The following is an 11,830-nucleotide window of genomic DNA, read 5'->3' on the forward strand; positions in this document are numbered from 1 at the left end:
CGGTTCGTCGTTTTGGCGATCCGGCCGGGCCGCGGGGATGTGCGCCGCGTCCACCGCCTTGTGCCGGCTGATAAGTGGTGATACCACTTATCCATGAAGCGGAAGGCAGGAGTGGGGAGCAGCCGTCATGAAGATGCCGGAGCCGGACGGCCGCATCATCGCCAACCGTCGGGCCATCGTCGAGCGCCTGCGCGCCATCGTGCCCGGCGAGGGAGTCATCGTCGACGAGGAGGAGCTGCGCGCCTACGAGTGCGACGGCCTCACCGCCTACCGCCAGCCGCCGCTGGTGGTGGTGCTGCCGTCCACCACCGACCAGGTCAGCCGCGTCCTGACTGCGTGCCGGGAGATGGGCGTCAAGGTGGTGCCGCGCGGTGCCGGCACCGGGCTGTCGGGCGGGGCGCTGCCGCTGGCCGACGGCGTGCTGCTGGGCATGGGCAAGTTCAACCGCGTGCTGGAGGTGGATTACGACAACCGTTGCGCCGTGGTGCAGCCGGGCGTCACCAACCTCGGCATCTCCAACGCGGTGGCGGAGCGCGGCTTCTATTACGCTCCCGATCCGTCCAGCCAGATCGCCTGCACCATCGGCGGCAACGTCGCGGAGAACTCCGGCGGTGTCCACTGCCTGAAGTACGGGCTGACCACCAACAATCTGCTGGGCATCGAGATGGTGCTGATGGACGGCACCGTGGTGCGTCTGGGCGGCAAGCACCTGGATGCCGGCGGCTACGATCTGATGGGGGTGGTCACCGGATCCGAAGGGCTGCTGGGCGTGGTCACCGAGGTGACGGTGCGCATCCTGCGCAAGCCCGCCACCGCCCGCGCCGTGCTGATCGGCTTCCCGTCCAACGAGAGTGCGGGCGACTGCGTGGCCGCCATCATCGCCGCCGGCATCATCCCCGGCGGCATGGAGATGATGGACAAGCCGGCCATCCACGCCGCCGAAGCCTTCGTCCACGCGGGCTACCCGCTGGATGTGGAGGCGCTGCTGATCGTCGAGCTGGACGGCCCGGCCGCCGAGGTGGATCACCTGATCGAGCGGGTGAGCGACATCGCCCGCACCAGGGGGTCGCTCACCCTGCGCGTCTCCACCACCGAGGAGGAGCGCCTGTCCTTCTGGGCCGGGCGCAAGGCCGCCTTCCCGGCGGTGGGGCGGATCAGCCCCGACTACCTGTGCATGGACGGCACCATCCCGCGCAAGGCGCTGCCCCTGGTGCTGAGCCGTATGCAGGACCTGGCGGAGAAGCACCGCCTGCGCGTCGCCAACGTCTTCCACGCCGGCGACGGCAACCTGCACCCGCTCATCCTCTACGATGCCAACAAGCCGGGCGAGTTGCAGGCGGCGGAGGACTTCGGGGCCGACATCCTGCGCCTGTGCGTGGAAGTCGGCGGCGTCCTGACCGGCGAGCACGGGGTGGGCGTGGAAAAGCGCGACCTGATGGGCCACCAGTTCACCGAGGTGGACCTGAAGCAGCAGCAGCGCCTGAAATGCGCCTTCGATCCCGACGGCCTGCTGAACCCCGGCAAGGTGTTCCCGGAGTTGCACCGCTGCGCCGAACTGGGCCGGCTGCACGTTTCCGGCGGCAAGCTGCCGTTCCCCGACATCCCCCGATTCTGACGGCCGGCGACCCATGGCGATCTCCACCCTGCGCCCCGACACCCCCGCCCAGCTTGCCGATGCCGTGCGCTGGGCCCTGTCCAACGAGGAGCCCCTGGAGGTGCGCGGCCGGGGCAGCCGGCGCGGCCTCGGCCGGCCGGTGCAGGCGGCCCATGTGCTGGACCTGGCCGGCCTGTCCGGCGTCGTGGCCTACGAGCCGGAGGAGCTGATCCTCACCGTCCGCGGCGGCACGCCCCTGGCCGAGGTGCTGCCCCTGCTGGCCGACCGCAACCAGCACCTCGCCTTCGAGCCGCCGGACCTCGGGCCGCTGCTGGGCCTGCCGGCCGGCGGCGGCACCGTGGGCGGGCTGCTGGCCTGCGGCCTGGCGGGGCCGCGGCGCATCGCGGCGGGTTCGGCCCGCGACCACCTGCTGGGGGTCGAGGGCGTGTCGGGGCGCGGCGAGCTGTACCGCAGCGGCGCCAAGGTGGTGAAGAACGTCACCGGCTACGATCTGCCCAAGCTGATGGCCGGCTCCATGGGCACGTTGACGGCGATGACGGAGCTGACCGTCAAGGTGCTGCCGGCGCCCGAGGACACGCGCACCCTTCTCCTGGCCGGGCTGGACGAGCAGGCAGGGGTGCAGGCGCTGACCCGCGCCCTGCAGAGCCCGCACGACGTCTCCGGTGCCGCCCACCTGCCCGAGGCGGTGGCCGAGGGCTCCGCCGTCGCCGCGGTGGCGGGCCTGCGCGCTGCCGTCACCGCCGTGCGGCTGGAAGGCTTCGGGCCCTCCGTCGCCGCGCGCGCCGCCGCGCTGACGGCGGAGCTGGGCGCCGACCGGGTGCTGGAGCGCGAGGAGTCGCTGGCCCTGTGGCGGGAGATCCGCGACGTCCGCTGCTTCGCCGAATCGGCCGAACACCATGTGTGGAAGCTGTCGGTGCCGCCGGCCGCCGGTCCGGCGGTGGCCGAGGACATCATGGTCCGGCTGGGCGACGGCCGGTTCTATATGGACTGGGGGGGCGGCCTGATCTGGCTGTCGGTCCCGCCCTCGGCCGACCCGGCGGCGATCCGCGCGGCGGTGACGCTCACCGGCGGCCACGCCACGCTGGTGCGCGCGCCCGACGCGGTGCGCGCCGCCGTCGACGTCTTCCAGCCGCAGCCGGCTCCGCTCGCCGCACTCGCCGCGCGGGTCAAGGAGAGCTTCGATCCCAAACGCGTCCTGAATCCCGGCCGCATCTACGCCGGGGTGTGAGGCCCTCAGACCCATGCAGACGACCTTTACTCTCGAACAGCTCGCCCGCGCTGACATCAAGGAAGCCGAACGCATCCTGCGCGCCTGCGTGCACTGCGGCTTCTGCACCGCGACCTGCCCGACCTATGTCGTGCTGGGCGACGAGCTGGACAGCCCGCGCGGCCGCATCTACCAGATCAAGTCGATGCTGGAGAAGGGCGGGATCCCGTCGGAGACGACGGTCCGCCACATCGACCGCTGCCTGTCGTGCCTGTCGTGCATGACCACCTGCCCGTCGGGCGTGGACTACATGCACCTGGTCGACAACGCCCGCACCCGGATCGAGCACACCTACACGCGGCCCGTCGCCGACCGCGGGCTGCGCGCGCTGCTCGCCCGCGTGCTGCCCAACCCGCGGCTGTTCCGCCTGGCGCTGCTGGGGGCGGCACTGGCCCGCCCCTTCGCCGAGCTGATGCCCCGCCGTTTGCGCGCCATGCTGGAGCTGATGCCCGGCCGCGGCGTTCCGGGGCCCAGCCCGGTGGACCGGCCGCAGACCCATGCGGCGCGCGGGCCGCGCACGCGGCGCGTCGCCATGCTGGTGGGCTGTGCCCAGCAGGTGCTGGCGCCCGGCATCAACGAGGCGACGGTGCGCCTGCTGACCCGCCACGGGGTCGAGGTGGTGATCGCGAAGGGGGCGGACTGCTGCGGTGCGCTGACCCACCACATGGGACGCGAGGATCTGTCGCATGCGGCGGCGAAGAAGACGATCGACGCCTGGGTGCGCGAGATGGACGGGGCCGGGCTGGACGCCGTCGTCATAAACGCGTCGGGCTGCGGCACCACGATCAAGGACTACGCCCACATGTTCCGGGACGATCCGGAGTATGCGGCCAGGGCCGCCCGCGTCGCCGGGCTGGCGAAGGACGTGACGGAGTTCCTGGCCGATCTCGGCCTGATGGCGCCGGCGGTGGCGACCGGCCAGGCGATCGCCTATCACTCCGCCTGTTCCATGCAGCACGGGCAGAAGATCAAGGCGCCGCCCCGCGACCTGCTGCGCGCCGCAGGATTCTCGGTGCGCGAGATCCCCGAGGCGCACCTGTGCTGCGGTTCGGCCGGCACCTACAACATGCTGCAGCCCGAACTGGCGCGGGAGCTGCGCGACCGCAAGGTCCGCAACATCGCCGCGACCGCCCCCGATGCGGTGGCGGCGGGCAACCTGGGCTGCATCACCCAGATCGGCAGCGGCACCGCGATTCCCGTGGTCCACACCGTCGAACTGCTGGACTGGGCCACCGGCGGCCCGCTGCCCGAGGCGCTGCACGGCCATCCCGCCTTTGCGTCGCGTGCCGGTTCGGCGGTGCCGGCTGTTGCCCCCTGACGGCTTCGGCCGTTGCGGGGATCGCGGCGCGGGAGAACCATTTGCGACGGTCGCGCGGCCTGCTACACCTATCCGATGGACCTCCGGACCGATCAGATGGAAAGCGACCGCGCGGCGATGGACATGGAGCGGCAGAGTGGCGGCTACGGGATAACCCATCGGCTGTCGGCCTGGGCGGTGCACATCTTCACCGGCAGCGGCGTGGTGCTGGGGCTCCTGGCGCTGCTCGCCATCGTCGAGGGCAACCCCCGCATGGTCTTCCTGTGGCTGGGGATCGCCCTGGTGGTTGACGGCGTCGACGGCACCTTCGCCCGGCGGGCGAAGGTGAAGGACGTGCTACCGGCCATCGACGGGTCGGCGCTCGACCTGGTGATCGACTACATGACCTACGTGGTGGTGCCGGCGGTCTTCCTTTATTGGTTCGGCCTGCTGCCGCCGCACATGGGGCTGGTCGGGGCGGGGTGGATTCTGCTCACCTCGCTCTATTGCTTCGCCAACACGGGCATGAAGAGTTCCGACAACTACTTCGTCGGATTCCCCGCGATCTGGAACGTGGTGGCGCTGTATCTCTGGCTGCTCGACCTGGACCCGTGGTTCAACGTCGCGGTCATCGCCGTGCTCGGCCTGCTGACCTTCACGCCGGTGAAGTTCCTGCATCCCTTCCGGGTGCGCACGCTGATGACCCTGAACATCGTGGTCGTCTCCGCCTGGCTGGTGTCGGGCGCCTGGCTGGTCGTCACCTATCCCGAACGCCCCGGCCTCGTCTTCGGGGTGTGGCTGGCCACCTCCGCCTATTACGCCGTGATGTGCCTGTGGCGCACGGTGCGCGGGCCGGGGTGAGTCAGGGGCGGCGCATCTCGCGTAGTGCTGCGCGGCACCGAGAACCGCCTGGACATCTCCGCGGTCGAGCGTTGGCCACGGCTCCAATGTTTCGTCGAGGCTGAGGCCGTCGGCAAGGTTCCCGAAAAGCGTGGATACGGGAATGCGGGTGCCTCGGACGCACGGTATCCCGCCCATGAACTCGGGATACCGAATGATGATGCCTCGGATGCCGTCGCGCGTGTCCGGTCGTGCCTTTCCATCCGGGGGAAACCGGCTCCGCACCGATACTCCATCAGGCGGAGCCGTCCGGCAAGCGTCAGGTCGGCGCTCGCGCCGCGGTCAGGCGGCCGGAACGATGATGGACGTGATCATCGTCCGGCCGCATCAGAACCACTCCTCCGCCATGGCCGTCACGGTGTGGCGGGCGGTGACGACCGCCGGCAGCAGGCCGCGGGTCCGGGGCAGGCACTGTTCGGCGTAGAAGCGGGCGGTCACCAGCTTGGCCTGCGCGAACGCGGCGTCGGCGCCGGAGCGGCGCAGGGCGTCGAGCGCCGCGGCCGCCGCGCGCGCCATCATCCAGCCGCCGGCCACGGTGCCCCACAGGCGCAGGTACGGCGTCGCGGCCGCGGCGGCGGCGACGGCGTCACCCTCGCCCTGCGTCCGCACCATCCACTCCGTCGCCTCCTCCAGGGCGTCGATGCCCTCGGCCAGGTGGCGGCGGATGGCGGCGGCGTCGTCGCCGGGCAGGGCTTCCAGCGCCGCCACGGTGTCGCGCATCTCCGCCAGGAAGGCCCGGGCCGCGGCGCCGCCGTCGCGGCCGACCTTGCGGAAGGCCAGGTCGTTGGCCTGGATGCCGTTGGTGCCCTCGTAGATCGGCAGGATGCGGGCGTCGCGGTAATGCTGGGCCGCCCCGGTCTCTTCGATGAAGCCCATGCCGCCGTGCACCTGCACGCCCAGGGACGCCACCTCGACGCCGATGTCGGTGGACCACGCCTTGACGACGGGGGTGACCAGGTCGATGCGCGCCTGCGCCGCGGCGCGGGCGGCGGCGTCCGGGTGGTGGCGGGCGGTGTCGAGCTGCGTGCCGGCGTAGAGCGCCAGCGCCCGGCTCGCCTCCGCCGCGGCGCGCATCTCCAGCAGCATGCGGCGCACGTCGGGGTGGCGGATGATGGGGGCCGGGCCGCCCTTCGCGTCGCCCGGCGCCCTGGACTGGACGCGCGTGCGGGCGTAGTCGCGCGCCTGCTGGTAGGCGCGCTCGGCAATGGCCACGCCTTGCAGACCGACGCCGAGGCGGGCGTTGTTCATCATGGTGAACATGTACTCCAGCCCGCGGTTCTCCTCACCCACCAGATAGCCGATGGCGCCGCCGTCGTCGCCGAAGGCCATGACGGCGGTGGGGCTGGCCATGATGCCCAGCTTGTGCTCCAGGCTGGCGCAGCGCACGTCGTTGCGGTCGCCCGGCGTGCCGTCGGGATTGACCAGGATCTTGGGCACCACGAACAGCGAGATCCCCTTCACCCCCGCCGGCGCGTCGGGCAGGCGGGCCAGCACCAGATGGATGATGTTGCCGGTCAGGTCATGGTCGCCGTAGGTGATGAAGATCTTCTGGCCGGTGATGCGGTAGCTGCCGTCCCCGGCGCGCACCGCGCGGGTGCGCACGGCCGCCAGGTCGGAGCCGGCCTGCGGCTCGGTCAGGTTCATGGTGCCGGTCCATTCCCCCGACACCAGGCGGGGCAGGTAGAGCGCCTTCTGCTCGGCGCTGCCGTGCTCGCTCAAAAGGTCCACGGCACCCTGGGTCAGCAGCGGGCACAGGCCGAAGGACAGGTTGGCGCCCTGCCACATCTCCTGCACCGCGAACTGGACGGTCCACGGCAGGCCCTGGCCGCCGTGCTCCGGCTCGAAGGGCAGGGAGGTCCAGCCGGCCTCGACGAACTGCCGGTACGCGTCGGCCCAGCCTTCGGGGGTGCGCACCACCCCGTTCTCCAGCACCGAACCCCGGCGGTCGCCCACCCGGTTCAGCGGCGCCAGCACGCCGGCGGCGAACTTCCCCGCCTCCTCCAGCACCGCGTCCACCAGGTCGGGGGTCGCACCGTCGCAGCCGGGCAGGGCGGCGACGCGGTCGAGGCCGACCACATGGTGCAGCAGGAAACGCAGGTCGGCGACGGGGGCGGTGTAGGGAATCATGGCGTTCGGTTCTCCCGGGTCCGGAATCGGCGGCGCTGGCCTGTGGTTTATGAGTCTACAGCTTACGTGAACGTCACCATACCGCAGCGCATGGCGTCTGGCGAGCCCGCCGTGTGGCCCGTCGCTTGGCATGGCCGTTGCTAGAATATGGGCGAACACAGTCGGGGAACCATCCGCCATGACCGTCGCCGCCCTTGCCCGTTCCGCAGAACCCTTGGTCCAGCAGGCCCGGGCCCCGCGCGGGCCGGCCGACGTCGAAGCGGCGGTGCGCAACGCCGCCAAACGGACCGGGGTCGATTTTGCCTATCTGATGGAAAAAGCTGCCGTCGAGAGCGGGTTCCGCACCGACGTGAAGGCGGCGACCTCCAGCGCCACCGGCCTCTACCAGTTCATCGACCAGACCTGGCTGACCACCATGCGCGACAACGGGGCCAAGCACGGCCTCGCCCGCTACGCCAACGCCATCGAGACGCGCAGCGACGGCCGCGCCGTGGTGTCGGACCCGGAGATGCGCCGCACCATCCTCGACCTGCGCAAGGACCCGGAGATCTCCGCCCTGATGGCCGGCGAGTTCACCCGCGGCAACATGGAGCACCTGCAGGCCAACGTCGGCGGCACCATCGGCTCGACCGAGCTGTACATGGCCCATTTCCTGGGGGCGGGCGGTGCCGCGCGCTTCCTCAACGCCATGAAGGAAGCCCCCATGCGCCAGGCGCGGGAGCTGTTTCCCGAGGCGGCGTCGGCCAACAAGGCGGTGTTCTACGACCGCGAGACCGGCCAGCCCAAGACCCTGAAGGCGATCTACGACCGCTTCGCCAAGCGTTTCGACGAGACCGGCGGGCCGCTCGTCTCCGCCTCCGCCAACGCCACCGAACGGGTGCGCCGCGGCGACATGCCCGACGGCTTCACCACACAGGTCCCCTCGGGGGCCTCGCGGACGCCGGGCGCCAACCCGCTGTCGATCTACCAGGTCCTCGCCCTCAACGCGCTGGAAACCCCGGACGAGGCCGACGACAAGCACAAGCGCAACCCCGACTCCCCCCGGCGCATGCGCGACGATCCGGTCCGCACCGCCCAGACCTACGAGACCGGTCTGGGGCTGGGGCTGACGGCGATGTGATCCGGGAGGGGCGTCAGTCACCCTCCGCATACGGCTTCGCCATCGCCACATGGTCGGCGTAGCCGCCGTCGATCCGGGCGAAGCGGCGGGCCACCGCCTCCTGCATGAAGCCGTGGCGGGCGTAGAGGGCGCGGGCCCGCGTGTTGTGGGCGAGCACCCACAGGGACAGGCGGGTGCAGCCGCCCGCCCGTGCCCGCGCCTCGACCGCGGCGAGCAGGCGCCCGGCGACGCCGCGGCCCCACCAGGGACGGCGGACGGCCAGCGTCAGCGACCAGTCGTGGGCGGTGCGGGCGTGCGGCGCCCCCCACACCGACGCCAGCCCGATGATGGCGGAGCCCTGCACGGCGACCAGCGTCGCCGCGCGCGCCGACACCGCCTGACCCGCGAGGAAGCGGCCGGCGGCGGCGGTGTCGGTCAGCCCCTCGGCGGCGGTGCGCAGCAGGAAGCGGGTCTCCGTCCGCACCGCGCGGTCGCAGGCGCCGTAGGCCGCAGCGTCGGCCGGCCGGGCCTCGCGCACCTCCACCGCCCCCGGCGGGGCCGGCGGAACGGGGTCCGGGGCCGGCGGCGCCACCTCCGGCACCGGGGCGTCGTCGGGCAGGAACAGCATGCCCAGCAGCACCTCGTCACAGGGCCGGCCGGCGATGCGCAGGGCGCCGCGCAGCACCCCCTCATCAACGAAGCCGAGGCGGCGGTAGAGGCGCAGGGCGCCCGCGTTGGGCGCGGCGGCGGTCAGCTCCAGCCGGTGCAGGCCGCGGGCGGCGGCCCACGCCTGCACGGCGGTGAACAGGCCGCTGCCGAGGCCGCGGCCGCGGGCGTCGGCGCGCACCGCCAGCGCCAGGGTCGCCACGCCGCGGGTGCAGGCCAGCCGGCCGCCAGTGGCGGCGAGATAGCCGGCGGGGGCGCCGTCGACCTCCGCCACGAACACCGCGCTGTTGCCGGTGGCGCGGAACGCCGCCAGATCGTCGGCCGGGTGGCGCGACGCGGCCCAGACCGGACGCTCGCCGGGGCTGCGCAGCAGGTAGGGGGCCTCGGCGTCGATGGCCGCCGCGAGGGCCCGCAGGGTGGGCGCGTCGGCGGGCATCGCCTCGCGGATCATCGGGTGCCCCGGCCGGTGGCCAGGGCGCGGAAGGCGCGCAGCGCATCGCCCTCGTGGATCACCCCGACCGGGCGCAGCGACGCGGGGTCGGCCACCACCGGCAGGGCCGGGGCGTGGGTCTCGTCGAAGCGGCGCAGCGCGGTGCGCAGATCGTCGCCGGGGGTGAGCGGCGGCAGGCGCCGCAGCAGGGCGGCGGCCCGCGGCCCGTCCCCGGCGTCCTCCGGCGCCGCCAGCGCCCGGGCCACGTCCTCGGCAAGGAGGATGCCGGCCAGCCGGCCGTCCTCCGGCGTCGCCGCCAGCAGCGTGCCGCAGCCCGAGCGGCACAGGGCCGCCGCCAGATCGGCACGGCCGGCGCCGGGCGCCACCACCGGCGCGTCTCCCGCCATCAGGTCGCGCACCCGCACCGAGGCGAGCGGCGCCAGCTCCGCCCCATCGGTCACGTCGATGCCGCGCAGGGCGAGCTGGCGGGTGAACAGGGAATGGCCGAACAGGACGCGCACCAGGGCCGCCGACACCACCGTTCCCACCATGGCGGCCAGGGTGGCCGGGTAGTTGCCGGTCAGCTCGAAGATGATGAGGATGGTGGAGATGGGCGCCCCCATGACCGGCCCGGCCACCGCCCCCATCCCCACCATGACGTACAGCCCCACGGTCGAGGCGCCCTCGCCCAGCACCGCCGCCGCACCGGCGCCGAAGACGCCGCCCGCCATGGCGCCGACGAACAGGGCGGGGCTGAACACGCCGCCGCCGAACCCGGCGCCGAAGGACAGCCACACCGCCGCCAGCTTGGCCAGCAGCAGCGCCGCGAAGCCCGCCGTGGCGTAGCCGCCGCGCAGGGCCGTGTCGGTGGCCTCGTAGCCCACCCCCAGCACCTCCGGCCAGGCCAGGGCGAGGGCGCCCAGCAGCAGGCCGGCCAGGGCCGGGTGCAGCCAGCGCGGCACCCCCAGCCGCCGCCCCGCCGCCACGAATCCCTGCTGCGCCGCCAGCATGCCGCGCATCATCACCACCGCCACCAGGGCCGCCGCCGCGCCCAGCAGGACGAAGGACGGGAACTCCGCCACCGGCGGCGTGTCCAGCACCGGCAGGACGAAGGCGGGGTAGTCGCCGTACACGGCGCGCCCCAGAGCAGTGCCGACCACGGCGGCCAGCACCACCGGCGCGAAGGCGGACAGCACATAGTTGCCGGTCACCACCTCCAGGGCGAACAGCACCCCGGCGATGGGGGCGTTGAACGAGGCGGCCACCGCCGACGCCACGCCGCAGCCCAGCAGCGTGCGCATCAGCGCCGGCGACAGGCGGAATGACCGCGCCGTCCACGAGGAGATGGCCGCACCCAGGTGGACCACCGGCCCTTCACGCCCCAGGGAGGAGCCGACCCCCAGCGACAGGGCGTTGACCGTCGCCGCGGCAAGGCCGGTGCGCAGGCTCATCCGCCCGCCGCGCACCGCCGCGGCCTCGATCACGTCGGCCACCGCCTGCGGGCGGCCTTCCGGCAACCAGGCGCGGGCCAGCAGCCCGACCAGCAACCCGCCCAGCGCGGGCGCCGCCAGCAGGTGCCACGGCGACAGGGCCGCCGCGACGTGGGCGAACCGCTCGTCCGCCGAGCCGTAGAACAGGGACTGGACCAGGCCGATGCCCAGGCGGAACAGGACGGCGGCGACGCCGGCCAGCGTTCCCACGGCCAGCGCCAGCACGACCAGTACGATCCGGTCGTTGCGCACGATCCGCCGCAGGCGGATCATCAGGCGCGGGAGAAGGGTGCGTCGCACGGGCGGGATTCAGGGGCAGGGGGCGGACCGCGGTCATTAGACCCGCTGCACCGGCGCCAAGGAAGCCCGTTGTTGGCCGGGCGGGCCCCGGCTATGGTCGCCCCCCGCAGATCCGGGAACAGGGGAGGCGCCCATGCCCGCCGTCACCGTCCGTCCGGCCACCGTGGACGACGCCGAGACCATCCACCGCTTCGTGCGCGAACTGGCCGCCTTCGAGCGCGAGCCCGACGCCGTCAAGGCCAGCGTCGACGACTTCCGCCGCGACGGCTGGGGCCCGTCCCCGGTGTTCGAGGCGCTGATCGCCGAGCTGGACGGCGCCCCCGCGGGATTCGCCCTGACCTTCCGCAACTATTCCACCTGGGAGGGCCGCCACGGGATCTTCGTGGAGGATCTGTACGTCAGCCCCGAGGCCCGCCGCTACGGCGTCGGCCGCCACCTGCTGGCCGCCATCGCCCGCCGTGCGGTCGAGCAGGGCTGCCGGCGCGTCGACCTCAACGTCCTGGACTGGAACCCGGCGCGTGCCTTCTACGACCGCATCGGCTTCCGCCACCTGGACGACTGGCGCCCCTACCGTCTGGAGGGCGCGGCGCTGGCGGCGCTGGCCGAAGATGCCCTTGGCCGCACCCCTGCCGCTTGACG

9 protein-coding genes and 1 pseudogene are annotated in these 11,830 nt (G+C 73.0%); 6 read left to right on the forward strand and 4 right to left on the reverse strand.

The annotated features are described in order from the left end of the window. The first annotated feature begins 127 nt into the window (after positions 1-127). The 4 genes from G472_RS0128565 to pcsA all read left to right on the forward strand — a co-directional run bounded on the left by G472_RS0128565 (position 128) and on the right by pcsA (position 5,040). A complete protein-coding gene (locus tag G472_RS0128565; protein WP_029011123.1) occupies positions 128-1,615 on the forward strand; it encodes an FAD-linked oxidase C-terminal domain-containing protein in 1,488 nt (495 codons plus the stop codon). A 13-nt stretch (positions 1,616-1,628) separates the two neighbouring features. After that, positions 1,629-2,843 (forward strand): glycolate oxidase subunit GlcE, encoded by a 1,215-nt coding sequence (glcE, locus tag G472_RS0128570; RefSeq protein ID WP_029011124.1) that lies wholly within the window; start codon positions 1,629-1,631, stop codon positions 2,841-2,843. 13 nt (positions 2,844-2,856) lie between these two features. Next, positions 2,857-4,200 carry a glycolate oxidase subunit GlcF gene (gene glcF / locus G472_RS0128575; RefSeq protein WP_029011125.1) on the forward strand — a complete coding sequence of 448 codons (1,344 nt, stop codon included), beginning with the start codon at positions 2,857-2,859 and terminating at the stop codon, positions 4,198-4,200. A gap of 96 nt (positions 4,201-4,296) precedes the next feature. Continuing rightward, positions 4,297-5,040 (forward strand): phosphatidylcholine synthase, encoded by a 744-nt coding sequence (gene pcsA, locus G472_RS39225; protein ID WP_245593614.1) that lies wholly within the window; start codon positions 4,297-4,299, stop codon positions 5,038-5,040. Positions 5,041-5,091: 51 nt separating this feature from the next. On the opposite strand, the pseudogene G472_RS40855 reads toward pcsA, so the two are convergent. Together G472_RS40855 and G472_RS0128585 are read right to left on the reverse strand one after the other, a co-directional pair. After that, positions 5,092-5,304: pseudogene (locus G472_RS40855) on the reverse strand (DUF433 domain-containing protein); the annotation flags it as partial. Positions 5,305-5,406: 102 nt separating this feature from the next. Further along, on the reverse strand, positions 5,407-7,206 hold the full coding sequence (locus G472_RS0128585; protein WP_029011127.1) for an acyl-CoA dehydrogenase: 1,800 nt from the start codon (positions 7,204-7,206) through the stop codon (positions 5,407-5,409). Between the two features lie 178 nt (positions 7,207-7,384). Between G472_RS0128585 and G472_RS36245 the strand changes: the two genes are divergently transcribed. After that, on the forward strand, positions 7,385-8,326 hold the full coding sequence (locus G472_RS36245; protein ID WP_051341507.1) for a lysozyme family protein: 942 nt from the start codon (positions 7,385-7,387) through the stop codon (positions 8,324-8,326). A 13-nt stretch (positions 8,327-8,339) separates the two neighbouring features. Here G472_RS36245 and G472_RS37715 read toward each other — a convergent pair whose 3' ends face one another. Both G472_RS37715 and G472_RS0128600 read right to left on the reverse strand, forming a co-directional pair. Next, complete coding sequence (locus tag G472_RS37715; RefSeq protein WP_084536966.1) at positions 8,340-9,422, reverse strand: GNAT family N-acetyltransferase; 1,083 nt, start codon at positions 9,420-9,422, stop codon at positions 8,340-8,342. Beyond that, positions 9,419-11,191 (reverse strand): chloride channel protein, encoded by a 1,773-nt coding sequence (locus tag G472_RS0128600; protein ID WP_029011128.1) that lies wholly within the window; start codon positions 11,189-11,191, stop codon positions 9,419-9,421. Before G472_RS0128600 ends, G472_RS37715 begins: the two co-directional genes overlap by 4 nt. 133 nt (positions 11,192-11,324) lie before the next feature. Here G472_RS0128600 and G472_RS0128605 point away from each other — a divergent pair, with 133 nt between their 5' ends. Beyond that, a complete protein-coding gene (locus G472_RS0128605; protein WP_029011129.1) occupies positions 11,325-11,828 on the forward strand; it encodes a GNAT family N-acetyltransferase in 504 nt (167 codons plus the stop codon). Positions 11,829-11,830 lie beyond the last annotated feature (2 nt).

The sequence above is a fragment of the Azospirillum halopraeferens DSM 3675 genome, assembly GCF_000429625.1.
In the GTDB taxonomy this organism is placed as follows: domain Bacteria; phylum Pseudomonadota; class Alphaproteobacteria; order Azospirillales; family Azospirillaceae; genus Azospirillum; species Azospirillum halopraeferens.

What these genes read in the sequence shown, in the direction of transcription:
- G472_RS0128565 (WP_029011123.1), top strand. Translation starts at nt 128, where the DNA reads ATGAAGATGCCGGAGCCGGACGGCCGCATCATCGCCAACCGTCGGGCC.
- glcE (WP_029011124.1), top strand. Translation starts at nt 1,629, where the DNA reads ATGGCGATCTCCACCCTGCGCCCCGACACCCCCGCCCAGCTTGCCGAT.
- glcF (WP_029011125.1), top strand. Translation starts at nt 2,857, where the DNA reads ATGCAGACGACCTTTACTCTCGAACAGCTCGCCCGCGCTGACATCAAG.
- pcsA (WP_245593614.1), top strand. Translation starts at nt 4,297, where the DNA reads ATGGAAAGCGACCGCGCGGCGATGGACATGGAGCGGCAGAGTGGCGGC.
- G472_RS0128585 (WP_029011127.1), bottom strand. Translation starts at nt 7,206, where the DNA reads ATGATTCCCTACACCGCCCCCGTCGCCGACCTGCGTTTCCTGCTGCAC.
- G472_RS36245 (WP_051341507.1), top strand. Translation starts at nt 7,385, where the DNA reads ATGACCGTCGCCGCCCTTGCCCGTTCCGCAGAACCCTTGGTCCAGCAG.
- G472_RS37715 (WP_084536966.1), bottom strand. Translation starts at nt 9,422, where the DNA reads ATGATCCGCGAGGCGATGCCCGCCGACGCGCCCACCCTGCGGGCCCTC.
- G472_RS0128605 (WP_029011129.1), top strand. Translation starts at nt 11,325, where the DNA reads ATGCCCGCCGTCACCGTCCGTCCGGCCACCGTGGACGACGCCGAGACC.